A 15,960-nucleotide genomic window follows, 5' to 3' on the forward strand; every position below is an offset into this window, starting at 1 on the left:
CGCAGTCCGCTCCGCTTCTGTGGGAGCTCGGGCGCACGCACGCCGAGCTCGGTGAAGCAGCGCAAGCCGCCGCCTATATGCGGCTTGCGCTGCAGCGCGACCGCTTCGACAAGGCGAAGCAGACGGAGGCGGTCGCGCTGCTAACGGGCCTGGCGGACCGGCAGCAGGCCGCCGGCCAGTGGGACAGCGCACGCCGCACGGCTGAGGCGGCGTTGCGCAGCTATGCCGGGTACGAGGCGCTTGTCCGGCAGCTTCGGGAGTCGCGGGTACGGGTGAACGACCGCGATTTTGAGATGACTGAGGAAGCGGCCGAAGCGGCCCGCCGCTGCCGGCAGCTGCTGCAGCAGCTGCCGGCAGGCGGCACTTCCGGACTGTGAGCCTCCCGCTATGAGCGTAACATGATCGTCTGCTTGCCCGTTGCTTCGGTCTGACTTCAAGTATGTTTGACAATTTGGTCGGATTGCCAGGGTGCTTTGTCCGTGTCTCTTACTCTGTGGACGCATAGTCTAATAGAGAATAAGAGAGGAGTGTGACAGCAATGGCAGTAAAACGCGTGAAACCGAAGCAAATGGCAAGCAAAGGCGGCAAGGTAATCCGCCGCAGAGCGGTTGGCAGCAGATTGGTCTCCGCAACCGGACCGACCTTCATACGGCTGACTGTATCCTGGGTGCAGCAGAACGGTGTGCCGTTTGACACAACCGGCTTCTTTGCCCGGTTGTACCAAGGTAACCGGATTGTTCAGACTGCGGCCTTTGACCGCTTCGGCGTTGTGCGCTTCAGCCGTGTACCGACATTGACGGACGTAACTTATACCATTCGCGTTATTGATCAGAACGGCGTTCAATTCCGGCAGCGTACAATCCCGGCAGGTGTGCAAACCTATTCGATTATCGGTTAGCAGTCTCTCCGATATGCAGCAAGCATCAGGAAGCACAGCAAGCTGTACTCGTCCCTTGTGCCAACAGGCAGGGGAGGAGTACAGCTTTTTTTTTTGGGTGCTGTCCCGGGGCATTCATTGCCAGGCAGGCACTATTCAGCCGCCGAAGGAATTCCTGAATGCCTGCTCAAGCCTGGCGGGATCTACTTCCCAGAGCTCGGCGATTTCGGGGCATACCTGCTCAGCCCACCAGTCGGCCAGCTCCTTGCGGTTGCTCTGGCGCTCGGAGATCCAGATCAGATTGCCGATTACCTTTTTATAATAAAGCTTCTCTGCGGCCTCCAGCTTATCCGGTGCAATCCAGGTTTTGAGCCTTTTGGCGGTGCGGTACAGCTCCATGCTGCATGTCCGGCGGATTTTGCGGGCTGTCGGATAACCGGCGTTATGCTTGCCTTGCTGATTGTTCATGTTCGCAAGCCCTCCTCTACCCCATATGTATGCGTGAGGCCAGAGGAAGGCCACATTTTAGATAACCGTCAAATAGGCTACCATAGGACTGCTCTGATGGTCACTGGTATGCGTGAGGCACAGAATCGGGTAAGAGCCCTTCTTGTCGGCAGTGAATGTGACCGTCGTCGTTTCCCCCTTAAGGACCTCACCGCGGATGCCGAGCCCTTCGATTACGAACGGGTGGCTCTCACCTTTAATGCCGGTAATCTCCAGCCTGACCTGCTCGCCCTGATGAACGACCAGTGTTCCGGGGTCCCAGCGGTATACATCAACCTCCTTGCCGTGTGCATCTGTGCTCTTGACCTCCTCCGTTACGAGATGGAATACCCTCTCGCCAGCGGGAACGGAGTTTGCGGCTTCTAGCTGATCCCACCGCAGATAGGCGGCGGCGAGCACAATGGCAATTGCAAGCACGGCGGCCAGACGGATTTGTTTTCGGCTGACAACCAATATTCTGGACATGAACAACACCTCGGTTTCATAGAATCTACTGCAGGCTTGGACAGAGCCATCTACAGCAATTTATGCGGTGGCTTACCGGCATATGCCTGCAGCCTGATGCCAGCGGCGGGGGGAGCAGGTTTTATGATTGAATTATGGGGATTGAAACGGGGGGATGGATGTTATGGATTGGCTGTCGGAATTAATTGGAATGCTGATGCGGTGGATACAGGATCTCGGTTATTTGGGCATTCTCATTGGGCTGGCCGTTGAAGTGATTCCTAGTGAAATTGTTCTTGGCTATGGCGGCTTCCTTGTTTCCCAGCAGCAGCTTACATTCACCGGTGCGGTTGTGATCGGAACGCTTGGGGCTGTGCTGCAGCAGTGGATTCTGTATGGCATCGGCCGGTTCGGCGGGAGACCGTTCCTTGACCGGTTCGGCAAGTATATTAAGATCAAGCCTAAGCATATGGACATCGCCGAGCAGTGGTTTCAGAAATATGGCGCGGGAATCGTCTTCACCGCCAGATTCGTTCCGGTTATGCGCCAGGTGATCTCTATTCCAGCCGGCATCACTAGAATGAATCTGTGGCTGTTTACCCTGCTGACGCTGCTGGCCTCCCTTCCTTGGACGATCCTGTTCGTGTATCTTGGCATGAAGCTTGGCTCGCAGTGGGCGACCATTCATGAACAAGCAGCCCCATACATACAGCCGGCTGTACTGCTTGGTCTTGGCGTTCTGATTGTTTATTTTATATGGAAGCAGGTAGAAGGACGCAGAAGGTCATTATAACGCTTTAATAGGCCTGCCACGAACCGGGGCGGCCCCTGATCCCCTCTGAGAGGACCAATGGCTGGTCCGGGAGGTTTGAGGGCCTGCCCTAACTTTGCTACAATATGGGTAGCAATTGCGAAGATGAATAGAAAAGAGGGATGCTTCTTGGCTAAAATGGTAGCGGACAAGCTGAATAAGGGTATCAGCCCCCAGCGGTTCATGGATGATATGATGAAGAACAAGGATGCCTTCATTTCGCTTTACAACGGCTTCGAGTGGCCGAATGAGGAGGACAAGGAATTTTTTGAATCGCTGAACAACCGGGACGACCTTCGCTGTCTGATCTTAATGGCGGACTGGTGCGGCGATGTCGTGAAAAATATTCCGGTCGTGTTCAGAGCGCTCGAAATCAGCGGCATTCCAACGGAGGTGCTGATCAAGGAAGAGCATCCCGACACGATGCAGCAGTTTCTGACCATGGGCGGCGAAGCGGTGCCGATTGTTATTTTTGCCGACACCGGCGGGGCTGTGCTGGGACAGTGGGGACCACGGCCTAGCCATGTTCAGGAAGTGATGACAGCGTTCAAGCAGTCGAACCCTGACCGTGATGCGGCGGATTACCAGGACAAGCTTGCGGCAGCCCGCGAGGAAATGGGACGGAGGTACGGGGAAGGCACCGGCTACCAGGTAGTTATCATTCAAGAGCTGCGTGACCTGATCGCCCGGTTATAAGCTATGACACTTCATATCGAAACCTTTACGCTTGGCCCTCTGCAGACGAACGCCTATCTGATTAAGGATGAAGCTGCCGGTCGTGCAATTGTTATTGACCCGGGGATGAATCCGGGATCACTGCTGCGCCATATCGAGTCGAGAGAGCTGAAGGTTGAAGCAATTCTTCTGACGCATGCGCATTTTGACCATATGGGGGGCGTTGAAGAGGTGCGCAAGGCAGCTGGCTGTCCGGTATACCTCCACGATCTGGAAGCCGATTGGCTGACAGATCCGCGCAAGAACGGATCATCCAGATGGTCGGATGTCACGGTCCCCCTTACAGCGGAGCCCGCGGAGTTTTCTCTGGCTGACGGCCAGGTTATCGAGCTGATCGGATACTCCTTTAAGGTTATGCATACGCCAGGCCATTCACCGGGCAGCGTCAGCTTCCTGTGCGGCAGCGATCTGTTCTCCGGTGACGTGCTGTTCCGCCAGTCGGTGGGAAGAACTGACCTGCCTGGCGGCCGGGAGGCGGACCTGTTCCATTCCATTCAGCACATACTCTACACCCTGGACGCTGACGTCCGGGTCTATCCAGGCCACGGACCAAAGACAACGATCGGCTTTGAAATGGCAAACAATCCGTATGTGCGTCCGCTGGAGCGCTGACGGCAATAAATATCTATATAACATGTAACAGGCTTAATACGGCTGACTTGCTTGGCCGTACTTTTTTTTATTAGAAGACTGAGGAAGGTGCATGTACGTGACGGAACCGAAAGCAGGCACACAGGCAGAGGAACAGGCCGGTGCGGGCAAGGGCGGGCTTACTGCAGCCCAGCAGGCGGAAGAGCGCCAGCGGATCGAAAAGCAGGTAAGTGCGGAGCTTGGTATTCCGGCATCGAAGGTCAAGGCAGCTGTCAGCTTGCTGGATGAAGGCAACACGATTCCGTTTATCGCGCGATACCGCAAGGAGATGACAGGCGAGCTGGACGAGAACGATCTCCGGGCCATCGAGGAGCGTCTGCAGTACTTGCGCAATCTGGAGGACCGCAAGCGTGAAGTCATCCGGCTCATTGATGAGCAGGGCAAGCTTACGGATGAACTCAGCGGAGCGATTGTTCAAGCCACGAAGCTGCAGGAGGTCGAGGATCTGTACCGGCCTTACCGGCAAAAGCGGAAGACACGCGCAAGTGTTGCGAAGGAGAAGGGGCTGGAGCCGCTTGCACAGTGGATAACCGCGCAGCCGAAGCAGGGCGATCCGCTTCAGGAAGCGGCCCGCTATGTTGACGGGGCTAAGGGGGTTGCTACAGCGGAGGAGGCCCTGCAGGGGGCGATGGATATCATCGCGGAGAACATAGCGGATGATCCCAAAATCCGTGTTTGGGTCCGCCGTTTTACCTTTGACCAGGGTTTGCTTCATACCAATGTCAAGAATCCCGAGCAGGAATCTGTGTACGAGATGTATTACAGCTACCAGGAGCCTGTGCGCAAGCTGCCGCCGCACCGGATTCTGGCCATTAACCGGGCTGAACGGGAGGATGTGCTCCGCGTGACTCTCGAGGTGCCGGTCGACAGGATACATGAGTATATCGGCCGCCAGGTGTTTCGGGGCAGCCAGCCGACTCCGACACGGGAGGTTCTGCTGACTGTCATCGAAGATGCTTATAAGCGTCTGATCGCGCCTTCCATTGAACGTGAGGTCCGCGGAGAGCTTACCGATAAGGCGGAGGAGCATGCCATTACAATATTCTCCGCTAACCTGCGTAACCTTCTGCTGCAGCCGCCGGTAAAGGGTCAGGTCGTGCTTGGCGTAGATCCCGCATTCCGGACGGGCTGCAAGCTGGCAGTCGTTGATGATACCGGCAAGCTGCTGGAAGTGGCGGTCACCTATCCAACTGCTCCGCACAATAAGGTGGAGGAGGCAGGCCGGATTATTAACGGGCTGATTGACAAGTACAATGTTCAGCTTATTGTCATCGGGAACGGAACGGCTTCCCGCGAGACTGAGCAGTTCATTGCCGACCTGATTGCGGGGAGGTCGCAGGCAGGCAAGGCGGGAAGCGGAACGTTGAAATATATAATTGTCAGCGAAGCAGGGGCAAGTGTATATTCTGCGTCCAAGCTCGCGGCAGAGGAATTCCCGTCCCTCGATGTCGCCGAACGGAGCGCGGTATCCATTGCGCGGCGTCTTCAGGACCCGCTCGCTGAACTGGTGAAGATTGAACCGAAGGCGATCGGTGTTGGACAGTATCAGCACGACGTCAGCCAGAAGCGCCTTGAGGAAAGTCTTGGCGGGGTCGTCGAGTCGGCGGTTAACCATGTCGGCGTCGATGTGAACACGGCATCGCCCTCGCTGCTCTCATATGTAGCTGGCGTGAATGCGACGATTGCCCGCAATATCGTAAAATTCCGCGAGGAGAACGGCAAATTCACCGACCGGAAGCAGCTGCAGAAGGTGCCGCGCCTAGGGGCGAAATCATTCGAGCAGTGCATCGGCTTCCTCCGGATCAGCGGCGGACGAAACCCGCTTGACCGGACTCCGATACACCCTGAATCGTATGATGTGGTCGATAAGCTGTTCAAAGAGCTGCGCCTGGAGCTCTCGATGCTTGGAACGGCTGAGCTTAACGAAAGATTGGAGCAGGTGGACCCGGAGGCCGTGGCGCCTCAGCTTGGCGTTGGGGTACCGACGCTGCGCGATATACTGGACAGCCTGCGTCGTCCCGGGCGGGATCCCCGTGAGGAGCTGCCGCCTCCGATTTTCCACACGGACGTGCTTAAGCTGGAGGATTTAAAGCCGGGCATGGAACTGCAGGGTACAGTCCGCAACGTTATTGATTTCGGCGCTTTCGTAGATATCGGGGTTAAGAATGACGGGCTCGTCCATATTTCGCAGCTGAGTGACCGATTTGTCAAGCACCCGATGGATGTCGTATCTGTGGGGGATAATGTGACCGTTTGGGTGATGAGCGTAGACTTGAAGCGCGGACGCGTCAGCCTCACTATGCGCAAGCCGGACTAGCCGGCAGGCTGATTAAGAGGAAGATGGGCTGTTAGGTATACTTGGAAAAAGTCCATTTTCCTCTTGATAGCCGGCTGCGTTTCACGGTACAATTTTGTGATAGTGGTTCAGCTACAGGATGGTAGAGGAGGGAGAGTAGATGAGGACAGACAGATGTGCCAACCCGTCTCCCAGTCAAAAATGGTTCGGGCTTTCGCTGCAAGCACTGGTCGTCTTGTCCAGACAGGAAGGAATAAGCCCAAGCTGTGATATCGCCCGCAAGCTGCAGTCCGAAGCGACCCTGCTGCGTAAGATTATGGCTAAGCTTGCCAAGGAGAACATTCTGGAGACGAGGGAAGGCAGAGACGGCGGATACAAGCTGAAGAAGCGTGCCGAAGATCTGACGCTGGCCGAGGTGTACAAGGCGCTCCAGATGGAGGAAGCCGTATGCAGCGGCATGCGTCTTGCTGCAGGTGATCATCCGTTTGGCGAAAAGCTGGAAACCGCCTTTAACGAGATTAAGGATGAGCTGGACCGTAAGGTGCTGGAGGTGCTCGGCAACTATACAATCGCAGACCTGGCGGCTAAGGTGGATTAGAACATAACGGCTTTGCAGAATGGCCGGCAGGGAGGCTCGAAGGTAGAGCAGCATAAGAGGGTTTGACAAAATCGGTCTGCCCGCCTTATACTGTGCATATATTATTACAGTTAGACAGACAGCAGCCTGATAAGGACAGGCGATTATTTTTATTTTAAACTGAGCAATTTATTACACATTAAAGAATGATTTGGAGGAGTTTACCATGTCCGTAGAACAATTAAAGAAGGTTGAGGCATTTTCGGATGTGATCCGGGAGCGCCGTTCGGTTCGCAGCTATGACCCTTCCTACCGTATGACACGTGAAGAGATCAAGGCGCTGCTGGATGATGCCATTCTGGCACCATCTTCGTCCAACCTGCAGCCGTGGCGTTTTCTGGTGATTGATCAGCAGGAAATGAAGGAGAGGCTGCTGCCAATCGCACACAATCAACAGCAGGTAGTAGACGCTGCTGCTGTTATTGCCGTGCTGGGGGATGTTGAAGCCTACAAGAATGCAGATAAGATATACAGCCGTGCTGTTGAAGCGGGCTACATGCCCGAAGATGTGAAGAATAACTTCGTGCCGCGTCTCGAGCAGATGTATGGCGGTCTGTCGAAGGAAGCTGCAAAAGGCATTGCCTTGATTGACGGGGGCCTGATCTCCATGCAGCTGATGCTTGCTGCCAAAGCGAGAGGCCTCGATACCGTACCAATGGGCGGATATAATGCGGAGCAGTTTGTGAAGGAGTTTGCGGTACCGGAAACTTATGTGCCGGTCATGCTGATTGCCGTTGGCAAGGCTGCTGCACCGGGACGTCCTACAAGCAGACTGTCGGTTGATGAGGTAACAACCTGGAATACATTCTAAATCATCTTCTATAAATGCTGCAGCGCAGAAAGCCGACAGGCTGCCTGGGGATCGTCGTCTGACGGTACCCGGGCAGCCTGTTAGCCGTTGTCGTGTGCAAGGATTCGTATAGTGAAGATTGCCTGCCGTTATTAGGGCATGGAAATATGCTGCTCTTCATCCGGCTGCGGTTTGGTGCGGTAGAAGAACCAGCAGTCGTTCAGCAGCCGGATTTGCCGCTGGTCCTTCTTTTGAAATGCGCGCATCAATTGATTGCAAAGCCATTGCGGCATAACGATCGTCCTCCTCCGGTATCCTGATGTATTATAAGCATATGGAAGTAGGCGATTGGCCGTGCAGGTCCCGTGCAACCTTACGATTACGGAACGGTTAGCCAACTATGTATGCTTACAGTAATATCAGCAAATTCTGGTTCTTTTTGCATGAAATCACTCTATGCCACATTGTTAACCGTTCGGTGGACGATTAAAACTCCAATTCTTCCTCATACCACTGCTCAAGCTGGGCCTGCAGGGCACGGATTTCCGTAAGCAGTGAGATGAGAGGGTAGGACTTCTCCTCTATGCCGGCAAACTGTTTTTCCAGCTCGTTCATGTAATCAAGACCGCTAGTTACCGGGAGTGATTTGTTATGCAGCTCAAGCTCTGCACATTCTGCTACGGCATAGGGAAGGGCGGGCACGTTATTGGCCGTCAGCTTGTCCAGCTCTTTGTGGAGCCGCAAGTTTAATGCACTCAGCTGGTAAGCGTGGGAGGCCGGCATTTCGACGAACGACAGACCGGAATCCGAATGCATGATGATGTATCTCATAGTAGGCATATTGACTTATGAGCTCCCCTCTGTATGTATGAAATTCGGACATGAAACCTACTTGACAGTTTAGCTTATGAACCCTTATAAATTCAAGTATCAACAGAATGAACTACAGGAGGAACAGACCGTTGAATGAACCGGTTTACAGAAGGGAATACCTAAGATGATGACGGACGATCACTTGCAGGCATGGGTGGAGAAAATATCGCTCGACAGCTTTGGCATACCATTCCGTCACCGTGCAACGTTTAACCGGCGGCTAAAGGCAACCGGAGGCCGATATTTCATGAAGTCGCATAATATCGAGATCAGTCCGCATCAGCTGGAAAATTACGGGATAGAAGAGACTGAGAAAATTATCAAGCATGAGCTCTGTCATTATCATCTCCATCTGCTCGGCAGAGGATACCGCCACAGGGATTCCGATTTTAAGCTGCTGCTGGAGAAGGTGGGGGGAAGCCGCTACTGCAAGTCACTTCCTGAGCGGCTTCAGCGCAAGCCGGCCCCCTACAAATATATGCTCAAATGCACCGGCTGCGGCATGGAATATATGCGAAGAAGGCGCATGAATCCAAGCAAATACAGGTGCGGGAAATGTGCCGGGAAATTAATTTTAAAAGGGCTTGACTCCAAAAAAGAAACGTGATAAATTATTACTTGTCACTTCGACGAAACAAGTTATTTAACGTTCCCTGATAGCTCAGTTGGTAGAGCACTCGACTGTTAATCGAGTTGTCACAGGTTCGAGTCCTGTTCGGGGAGCCATTCATGGAGAGATACCCAAGTGGCTCAAGGGGACCCTCTGCTAAGGGGTTAGACTGCGCAAGTGGTGCGAGGGTTCGAATCCCTCTCTCTCCGCCATAGTTTAGTAAGGCACGAGAAGGGCCGATTGAAACGGTCTTTTTTATTTGCCTGATTCACCTTGTTTTCGACAGAAAGCGACAAGGTAAGCGGACATCAGAAAAAAAAGTTGTTGCAATCATCTAGCGGATCTGATACAATAGTTTCTGTTGTCACGCTAAACTGCTTCAAGTAAGCAAGACATGTGGCCCGTTGGTCAAGGGGTTAAGACACCTCCCTTTCACGGAGGTAACAGGGGTTCGAATCCCCTACGGGTCACCACCTTCATTATTAAGCAAGAGCCATTAGCTCAGTTGGTAGAGCACCTGACTTTTAATCAGGGTGTCGAAGGTTCGAGTCCTTCATGGCTCACCACTGTTTCACTCCTCAGAAACAGCGGAATAGATTAGTAATGAGCAAATAACTACACGTGCGGTAGTGGTGGAATGGCAGACACGCTATCTTGAGGGGGTAGTGGGCGTATGCCCGTGGAGGTTCGAGTCCTCTCTACCGCACCATACATAACAAACCAACCCTATGCGATGCATAGGGTTTTCTTATGTTCAATAACCTCGTCTGGCCTCGAAGATGCAGTATCCGGTCTGGTTCATGAATACCCTGAAGGTGGTACTCGTGGCCTTGTCGGTTACGATGCTGTTTATTTTCCAGCAGCGCTTCCTCGTCGACGGATTAAGGGCGGGGCAACCAAGGAATAGGAATGACGGGATTAATACTAGTTAAGAGGGGGCTTATTCTGGTGCGCCAGGTGCTGGATTCGGGACTCGCTATGCCGAACCAGAAAGCCGCTCCGCTTGTTTATTTTGCATAATATTAAGGAATATTTCACCTTCTCTATAAAAAGGGCAGCACTTAACCCGATATACAGTTATGTTGTCAAATGACGAATAATGTCGAATTAAGGGGCGTGCTGTATGAGTATTCGGGTTAAAACGTTTTTGGCATTTGGTATTTTGATTCTGTTGGTGGCGGGAAGTTATGCTTATCAAATTAACTCCTCAATCACGCAGGAGAAGCGGCTGCATGAAATTAATGAACGTACGCTGGAGTCGTCAGTGCTGGCCCAAGGATTGAAGCAGGCCGTGACCGAGATGCAGATGCAGGGGGTTTTAATGTGGGCGGAATTTGTCGACCCGGAAACTGCAGGAGCTGAACTGGCAAGATTGGACGACATGTTCGTGGAGATGCTTGGGAAATACGAGTCGCTGAACCCGAATGCTGCTGCGGAAGTGCAGGAGATCCGGGACAACTATACGGCTTATACCACGATGACGGAGCAATCGGATGTTGGTTCAATTGTTGGGAAAATCAACAAGTCACTTGAAGATCTTCGCACGAGCAACTTAGAAAAGATCGAAGACTCGCTCCAACTGTCTATGGATGAGACCGAAGCGGCTAACGGGCGGCTCGGATTGTTCCAGCTCGCTATTCTGTTTGCCTGTGTGGCAGCAGCTGTACTGCTGACCCAATCCATCATTACACCGGTCAAGAGGCTGATCGCTGCATCGACAACCATTGCAGGAGGCGACCTCAGCAATCCGGTTAATGTAAAAGCCAAGGGTGAGATCGGCAGGCTGGGCGCGAACTTTGAGACGATGCGCGCTAGTCTCGCTGCCTTCATTAAGGCGTCCCAGGTGACAACAGACCATGTGGCCGAATCTTCCCAAATACTGTCCCGTCATGCGAATGGGGCAGCCGAATCCATATCACAATCAGGTGAGATCATTCGTTCAATTGAAGGCGGCTCATCAACCCAGATGCGCAGCCTGGAGGAAACCTCAATTGCAATGGAAGAGATGACAGTTGGCGTTATGCGTATTTCAGAGACAACAAGTGTTGTAGCCGAGCTGTCAGCAACAACCGAGGAGCAGGCTCAGCAGGGCAACCAGCTGCTCAGCGAAGCTGTCCGCCAGATGGATACTATTAATGATTCCGTGACTCAATTCGCCGATACTGTGGGCAAGCTGGACGAGCATTCCAAGACAATCAATCAGATTGTGGAAGTTATTAAATCAATCTCCTCGCAGACTAATCTGCTGTCGCTCAATGCGGGCATTGAGGCAGCAAGAGCAGGCGATCACGGAAAAGGCTTCGCTGTTGTAGCCAATGAAATCCGTAAGCTTGCCGAACAGACAAGTATATCTTCCGAGCATATCTATGAAATTATTCAAATGATTCAGAAGGATACCCAGCAAGCCGTATCCGCATTGGAACAGAGTCAGACTGAAGTAGAACGCGGACGCAGGTCCATTCAGACGGCAGGCGAAGCATTCGGACGTATTACAAGTGCTACTTCCGACATCTCCATGCAAACCCAGGACATCTCGGCTGCTGCTGAAGAGACCTCTGCCGGTTTCCAGCAAATGAGCGCTTCGGTCAATGAACTGAACGCAATTGCCAAGCGTGCCAACGAGCAGAGCACAATTATGGTTTCGGGCTATGAAGCCCAGCGTGAGGCGGTTGTACAAATTGCAAGTTCCACGGAATCGCTGAATCAATCGGCTGAAGAACTACAGGAACAGATTAAGAAATTTAAAGTATAGTTGAAGCGACTGCTTGCACTCAGCAACTAATAAGAACCGCCCGCGGCCTCATCTGGCAACGGGCGGTTCTTAATGCTGTATGCTCGGCCGATAAGGAAGCTGTGATTCACCAAGCGGGGCAAATCTGCTATGATAGTAGTTTCTATATAGATACTCAAGAGCATGCACCGGCGAGTAAAGACCGGCATTGAAAGGAACCTTTAGTATATGAACGAAACCTATACCTTGCCCCAGAAAATAAAGCAGATGCTCATCATACTGATCCCGCTGCTTATTACGCAGCTTGCCATGTTCGCCATGAGCTTCCTGGACACGGCCATGTCCGGTCAGGTCAGCCCAGATGATCTGGCGGGAATCGCCATCGGAGCAAGCCTCTGGTCGCCTGTCCAGATGGGGATAACAGGCATTCTGATGGCCGTGACGCCGATAGCAGCCCAGCTGATTGGTGCACACCGGAAGAAGGAAGTGATGCCTACCGTTGTCCAGAGCATTTTCCTCGCTCTGCTCATGTCCGTACTAGTTATTACGGCGGGTATGATTGCGCTGGCACCTGTACTGAATGCGATGCCGCTCGAACTGGAAGTCAGGACGATTGCCTGGGGGTATCTGACCATGATCGCGCTCGGGATCCCGCCGCTATTTGTTTACAATGTGCTTCGCTGCTTCATTGACGCGCTTGGCCAGACGAGAGTTACGATGATTATTACCCTGCTGTCTCTTCCTATTAATGGCGTGTTCAACTACCTATTCATCTTCGGCAAGCTCGGCTTCCCGGCTATGGGTGGTGTAGGGGCTGGTATCGCGACCTCGATTACGTACTGGATTCTGCTTGGGCTGGCTGTCAGCTTCATCCGACGCAGCGACCAGATGACGGTCTACAGGCTGACAGCGGGCAAGCTCCAGGTACGGTTCAGGGACTGGAAGGAGCTGCTGCGGATCGGGGTGCCGATTGGCATGGCGATTTTTATAGAGAGCAGTATATTTGCGGTGGTCACGCTGTTCATGAGCGCCTATGACACGATTACGATAGCAGCGCATCAGGCGGCCATTAACTTTGCTTCGTTCCTGTATATGATCCCGATGAGCATTTCCTACTCGCTGGCGATTCTGGTTGGCTTCGAGGTGGGAGCCGGACGGACACGGGATGCTAGACAGTATAGTTTTCTCGGGATCGGCATGGGGCTTGGCATGGCTCTGATCTTCTCCGTGCTGCTTCTCAGCTATAATACCGAGCTCGCTGCTATTTATACACGGGATGCAGCTGTATTGGAGATGACAGCACACTTTCTGATCTATGCAATCTTCTTTCAGCTGTCTGATGCGGTAGCTGCTCCGATTCAAGGGGCTCTGCGGGGCTACAAGGATGTCAATGTGACCTTCCTGCTGGCTCTTATCTCGTATTGGCTGATTGGACTCCCCCTTGGCATCGCCCTCGCGCGACTGACGGATCTGGGTGCGTTCGGATATTGGGTGGGCCTTATCACAGGTCTTGCCGCAGGGGCGGTCGGATTGTTCAGCCGGCTGTTGTATCTCCAGTCCAAGCCCGCAAGGCTTGTCTCAGAGGCCGAACAGAGCGCTTTGCCTGCACCTGATAGGTGATTTATCCGTGCCCCGCATGCGGCTTCTTAAGCCGTCTGACGGGGCTTATTTATCTTCCTCACTAAGTAGTGAAAAATTACACTACCTATACTGCGTGAACCGCTTGAGCGTATTGCCCACTGGAGGAGTTAACGGGCTGTCCTTAGCGCGGATAAGCTGCCAGCGCAGGGGACCTGCTGCATGGACTGCGGCAAGCCTTACTGTCATACCGGGAGCATCCTGTCCGGCTTGGCTTCAAGCTGCCCGGTAAGGCTACTGTGGAACGAGGGTTCGCTGAGGGGTGGATTGTCCCTGAGCCTCCGGAGAAACGTACCGGGTACCGTGTGGCGGTTGGCGGCTCAGGATCGGCGGGACTGGCCTGCGCTGCCCAGCTGCACAAGGCAGGACACCTTGTAATGGTCTATGAGCGAGCGGAACGTATTGGCGGGCTTCTGATGTACGGCATCCCCAACATGAAGCTGGATAAGTAGGTCGCACAGCTCAGTGTGGATTTGCTCTCGGCGGAGGGCGTAATGTTCCGGACAGGCGTTGAATCGGCAAGCATATCGCTGCTGAACAGCTTCGCGAAGATTATGATGCGGTTGTGTTATGTGCTGGTGCCCCCAAGGCCCGCGAGCTGCCAATTGAAGGTCGTGAGCTAGCCGGTGTCCACCAGGCGATGGACTTTCTAACACAGAATACGAAGAGCGAATATGAAGGGTGTCTTCGCTGCCGGGGATATGCGACGCGGCCGGAGTCTTGTGGCCTGGGCGTTCAATGAAGGCTGCTAGGCAGCACAAGAGGTCGACCGGTATCTGACCGGCTCATTAAGGCTGCCATAACCGGAGCCAGCTTTTTTTAACCCTTTGCCCTGCCCCAGCAATAGACCTCAAGCTCACGGATGCGCTGCATGATCTCCTCGAGATCCGCTTCAGGGGCTTTAGGAGGACGAACCACAGCATTCTGCCGGGCCTGATAAAGCTGCTTCTGCAGCAGGTTGATAATGGCTTCAAAGGCTTCATAGTCTTTAATAATCTGGTCCAGATAATTGTCAACCTCGGCGGCGTCATAGCCTCTGAACACAGTGGGAAAGTCCTTCTCGTGGATCTCGAGTGCATTCAGCTTAATTCCAAACTCTTTTGGCGTCTTTATTTTTATATCACCGTTCATGTAAGATAACCTCCTTCTTTATAATGGATATACGAATGTACAGGGCGTCCGGATTCGAGATTGCCGCTGATAGGGTAAGCCTGTGACAAAAGCTCCCGTGTCCATCGCATTAGCGGGGATACGGGAGCTTTTGGTGCAGGTCATGTTGGTACCGGATCCAGCTTGCGCTTATGCAGGGGAAAATCCTTCTTCCTGCAAATACTCGAGCGCTTCCTCGTGGGTTTCAAAGGCGGACTCCAGGCTAAGCCCGGCATAAACATACCAGAGATCATCTTCGAATCTAAGCGTGAGCTTCTGCCCGTCCGAGCTTGTCCACTCCGATTCCTTAGCAGGCTTGCTGCGCTTGCGTGAAGCCGCTGGTGCTGCAGGCTCGTCCCGCTCGGAGAGGGATCGGATAGATTTCTCCACGAGCGTTCGGATTTCTTCCTCGTTCATATCACGAATACTGCAAAAACCCTTGTCATCTGTCTCATATCCTGTGAGCAGTCCGGCATAAACATATCCGTTGCCATTCGGATGAAGGTGATAGACAACATTTTTCTTGTCATACATGCTCTCTTCATACTGGTAATTGACCCGTCCAAGCGAGACATCCTTCCTCTGGAGCTCCTGGAACGATTCCATGATGGCAAGCTTCTGTTCGAATGTTAGCATAGATGCCTCCATATAATCTGCCGGCGTCTACAGTTCCTTGACGAAGAGCAGGTGTGGAATATTTTCTTCTATAAACACATCGGATACGGCTGTGTAGCCGAGCTTCTCGTAAAATGCCTTCGCTTGGACCTGTCCGTGAAGCTTGGCCTTCTTGAGGCCCTTCTCGCGGGCAATGGCTTCAAGCTCAGACACGAGCAGCTTGCCGAGACCGTGCTTGCGGTGTGTGGGAAGCAGGCAGATGCGCTCCAGCTTGGCTACGCCGTCCACGTTCCGAATACGCGATGTCCCGACAGGCTCACCCTCATAGTATACCAATATGTGATCAGCCTGCGATTCATACTCATCAATTTCGACTTCGGCAGCAACTCCCTGTTCCTCGACAAACACCTTCCTGCGGATCCGGTAGGCATGCTCCAGGTCCTCGGGCAGCGTAATACGCTTTACTTCCACTTTCATCTTCCTTTCTGCGTGCTGGCAGTTAACGTTATGTATTTTATTTCCCTTGGGCGTGTGCCGAAGGATTAAACTCTACATAAGTATATACGATAACTGGATTTGAATCATCTTCAGCGGTT

Annotated in this window: 17 protein-coding genes, 5 tRNA genes and 2 pseudogenes; 17 read left to right on the forward strand and 7 right to left on the reverse strand. The window is 53.1% G+C overall.

What is annotated here, in order from left to right:
- Positions 1 to 377, forward strand: a pseudogene (locus L1N82_RS08555) (hypothetical protein); the annotation flags it as partial.
- A gap of 161 nt (positions 378 to 538) precedes the next feature.
- Positions 539 to 898, forward strand: coding sequence for a hypothetical protein (locus L1N82_RS08560; protein ID WP_235286982.1), 360 nt, complete (start codon positions 539 to 541; stop codon positions 896 to 898).
- Positions 899 to 1,033: 135 nt separating this feature from the next.
- Here L1N82_RS08560 and L1N82_RS08565 read toward each other — a convergent pair whose 3' ends face one another.
- The gene (locus L1N82_RS08565) at positions 1,034 to 1,345 is read right to left on the reverse strand and encodes a dehydrogenase (RefSeq protein WP_235286983.1); all 312 of its coding nucleotides are present in this window, start codon (positions 1,343 to 1,345) and stop codon (positions 1,034 to 1,036) included.
- A 57-nt stretch (positions 1,346 to 1,402) separates the two neighbouring features.
- On the reverse strand, positions 1,403 to 1,849 hold the full coding sequence (locus tag L1N82_RS08570; protein ID WP_235286984.1) for a cupredoxin domain-containing protein: 447 nt from the start codon (positions 1,847 to 1,849) through the stop codon (positions 1,403 to 1,405).
- Positions 1,850 to 2,012: 163 nt separating this feature from the next.
- Here L1N82_RS08570 and L1N82_RS08575 point away from each other — a divergent pair, with 163 nt between their 5' ends.
- The 6 genes from L1N82_RS08575 (at position 2,013) to L1N82_RS08600 (ending at position 7,769) form a co-directional block, all read left to right on the forward strand.
- Entirely contained in the window at positions 2,013 to 2,621 is a 609-nt protein-coding gene (locus L1N82_RS08575; protein WP_235286985.1) for a DedA family protein, read from the forward strand.
- Between the two features lie 147 nt (positions 2,622 to 2,768).
- Positions 2,769 to 3,335, forward strand: a complete 567-nt coding sequence (locus L1N82_RS08580; RefSeq protein ID WP_235286986.1) for a thioredoxin family protein — start codon at positions 2,769 to 2,771, stop codon at positions 3,333 to 3,335.
- Positions 3,336 to 3,338: 3 nt separating this feature from the next.
- Positions 3,339 to 3,986: an MBL fold metallo-hydrolase gene (locus tag L1N82_RS08585; protein WP_235286987.1), complete on the forward strand. Its 648-nt coding sequence runs from the start codon at positions 3,339 to 3,341 to the stop codon at positions 3,984 to 3,986.
- A gap of 97 nt (positions 3,987 to 4,083) precedes the next feature.
- Positions 4,084 to 6,342, forward strand: a complete 2,259-nt coding sequence (locus L1N82_RS08590) for a Tex family protein (RefSeq protein ID WP_407946727.1) — start codon at positions 4,084 to 4,086, stop codon at positions 6,340 to 6,342.
- A 139-nt stretch (positions 6,343 to 6,481) separates the two neighbouring features.
- Entirely contained in the window at positions 6,482 to 6,919 is a 438-nt protein-coding gene (locus tag L1N82_RS08595) for an RrF2 family transcriptional regulator (protein WP_235286989.1), read from the forward strand.
- A gap of 205 nt (positions 6,920 to 7,124) precedes the next feature.
- On the forward strand, positions 7,125 to 7,769 hold the full coding sequence (locus L1N82_RS08600; RefSeq protein WP_235286990.1) for a nitroreductase family protein: 645 nt from the start codon (positions 7,125 to 7,127) through the stop codon (positions 7,767 to 7,769).
- 131 nt (positions 7,770 to 7,900) lie between these two features.
- Here L1N82_RS08600 and cmpA read toward each other — a convergent pair whose 3' ends face one another.
- A complete protein-coding gene (gene cmpA / locus L1N82_RS08605; RefSeq protein WP_111147872.1) occupies positions 7,901 to 8,041 on the reverse strand; it encodes a cortex morphogenetic protein CmpA in 141 nt (46 codons plus the stop codon).
- A 193-nt stretch (positions 8,042 to 8,234) separates the two neighbouring features.
- Positions 8,235 to 8,588 (reverse strand): hydrolase/acyltransferase, encoded by a 354-nt coding sequence (locus L1N82_RS08610; protein WP_235286991.1) that lies wholly within the window; start codon positions 8,586 to 8,588, stop codon positions 8,235 to 8,237.
- Positions 8,589 to 8,748: 160 nt separating this feature from the next.
- On the opposite strand from L1N82_RS08610, the gene L1N82_RS08615 reads away from it, so the two are divergent.
- The 9 genes and pseudogenes from L1N82_RS08615 to L1N82_RS08655 all read left to right on the forward strand — a co-directional run.
- The gene (locus L1N82_RS08615) at positions 8,749 to 9,228 is read left to right on the forward strand and encodes a SprT family protein (protein ID WP_235287021.1); all 480 of its coding nucleotides are present in this window, start codon (positions 8,749 to 8,751) and stop codon (positions 9,226 to 9,228) included.
- A 43-nt stretch (positions 9,229 to 9,271) separates the two neighbouring features.
- Positions 9,272 to 9,347 (forward strand) — tRNA-Asn (locus L1N82_RS08620).
- A 5-nt stretch (positions 9,348 to 9,352) separates the two neighbouring features.
- Positions 9,353 to 9,443, forward strand: a tRNA-Ser gene (locus L1N82_RS08625).
- A 186-nt stretch (positions 9,444 to 9,629) separates the two neighbouring features.
- Positions 9,630 to 9,704 (forward strand) — tRNA-Glu (locus tag L1N82_RS08630).
- Between the two features lie 17 nt (positions 9,705 to 9,721).
- Positions 9,722 to 9,797 (forward strand) — tRNA-Lys (locus tag L1N82_RS08635).
- A 57-nt stretch (positions 9,798 to 9,854) separates the two neighbouring features.
- Positions 9,855 to 9,940: transfer RNA gene (locus L1N82_RS08640), tRNA-Leu, on the forward strand.
- A 414-nt stretch (positions 9,941 to 10,354) separates the two neighbouring features.
- Positions 10,355 to 11,983: a methyl-accepting chemotaxis protein gene (locus tag L1N82_RS08645; RefSeq protein ID WP_235286992.1), complete on the forward strand. Its 1,629-nt coding sequence runs from the start codon at positions 10,355 to 10,357 to the stop codon at positions 11,981 to 11,983.
- 207 nt (positions 11,984 to 12,190) lie between these two features.
- Positions 12,191 to 13,582, forward strand: coding sequence for an MATE family efflux transporter (locus tag L1N82_RS08650; protein WP_235286993.1), 1,392 nt, complete (start codon positions 12,191 to 12,193; stop codon positions 13,580 to 13,582).
- Positions 13,583 to 13,657: 75 nt separating this feature from the next.
- Positions 13,658 to 14,303: pseudogene (locus L1N82_RS08655) on the forward strand (NAD(P)-binding protein); the annotation flags it as partial.
- 116 nt (positions 14,304 to 14,419) lie between these two features.
- Here the strand turns inward: L1N82_RS08655 and L1N82_RS23215 are convergent.
- The 3 genes from L1N82_RS23215 to L1N82_RS08670 form a co-directional block, all read right to left on the reverse strand.
- Positions 14,420 to 14,731 (reverse strand): DivIVA domain-containing protein, encoded by a 312-nt coding sequence (locus tag L1N82_RS23215; RefSeq protein WP_268821892.1) that lies wholly within the window; start codon positions 14,729 to 14,731, stop codon positions 14,420 to 14,422.
- Between the two features lie 168 nt (positions 14,732 to 14,899).
- A complete protein-coding gene (locus tag L1N82_RS08665) occupies positions 14,900 to 15,385 on the reverse strand; it encodes a hypothetical protein (RefSeq protein ID WP_235286994.1) in 486 nt (161 codons plus the stop codon).
- 27 nt (positions 15,386 to 15,412) lie between these two features.
- Entirely contained in the window at positions 15,413 to 15,841 is a 429-nt protein-coding gene (locus L1N82_RS08670) for a GNAT family N-acetyltransferase (protein WP_268821893.1), read from the reverse strand.
- Positions 15,842 to 15,960 lie beyond the last annotated feature (119 nt).

Origin of the sequence: Paenibacillus tarimensis (assembly GCF_021532315.1) — a bacterium.
GTDB lineage: Bacteria > Bacillota > Bacilli > Paenibacillales > Paenibacillaceae > Paenibacillus_I > Paenibacillus_I tarimensis.

Bases quoted from the DNA above. Each gene is read 5' to 3' on its own strand.
- L1N82_RS08560 (WP_235286982.1), top strand. From the start codon at position 539: ATGGCAGTAAAACGCGTGAAACCGAAGCAAATGGCAAGCAAAGGCGGC.
- L1N82_RS08565 (WP_235286983.1), bottom strand. From the start codon at position 1,345: ATGAACAATCAGCAAGGCAAGCATAACGCCGGTTATCCGACAGCCCGC.
- L1N82_RS08570 (WP_235286984.1), bottom strand. From the start codon at position 1,849: ATGTCCAGAATATTGGTTGTCAGCCGAAAACAAATCCGTCTGGCCGCC.
- L1N82_RS08575 (WP_235286985.1), top strand. From the start codon at position 2,013: ATGGATTGGCTGTCGGAATTAATTGGAATGCTGATGCGGTGGATACAG.
- L1N82_RS08585 (WP_235286987.1), top strand. From the start codon at position 3,339: ATGACACTTCATATCGAAACCTTTACGCTTGGCCCTCTGCAGACGAAC.
- L1N82_RS08595 (WP_235286989.1), top strand. From the start codon at position 6,482: ATGAGGACAGACAGATGTGCCAACCCGTCTCCCAGTCAAAAATGGTTC.
- L1N82_RS08600 (WP_235286990.1), top strand. From the start codon at position 7,125: ATGTCCGTAGAACAATTAAAGAAGGTTGAGGCATTTTCGGATGTGATC.
- cmpA (WP_111147872.1), bottom strand. From the start codon at position 8,041: ATGCCGCAATGGCTTTGCAATCAATTGATGCGCGCATTTCAAAAGAAG.
- L1N82_RS08610 (WP_235286991.1), bottom strand. From the start codon at position 8,588: ATGCCTACTATGAGATACATCATCATGCATTCGGATTCCGGTCTGTCG.
- L1N82_RS08615 (WP_235287021.1), top strand. From the start codon at position 8,749: ATGACGGACGATCACTTGCAGGCATGGGTGGAGAAAATATCGCTCGAC.
- L1N82_RS08645 (WP_235286992.1), top strand. From the start codon at position 10,355: ATGAGTATTCGGGTTAAAACGTTTTTGGCATTTGGTATTTTGATTCTG.
- L1N82_RS08650 (WP_235286993.1), top strand. From the start codon at position 12,191: ATGAACGAAACCTATACCTTGCCCCAGAAAATAAAGCAGATGCTCATC.
- L1N82_RS23215 (WP_268821892.1), bottom strand. From the start codon at position 14,731: ATGAACGGTGATATAAAAATAAAGACGCCAAAAGAGTTTGGAATTAAG.
- L1N82_RS08665 (WP_235286994.1), bottom strand. From the start codon at position 15,385: ATGCTAACATTCGAACAGAAGCTTGCCATCATGGAATCGTTCCAGGAG.
- L1N82_RS08670 (WP_268821893.1), bottom strand. From the start codon at position 15,841: ATGAAAGTGGAAGTAAAGCGTATTACGCTGCCCGAGGACCTGGAGCAT.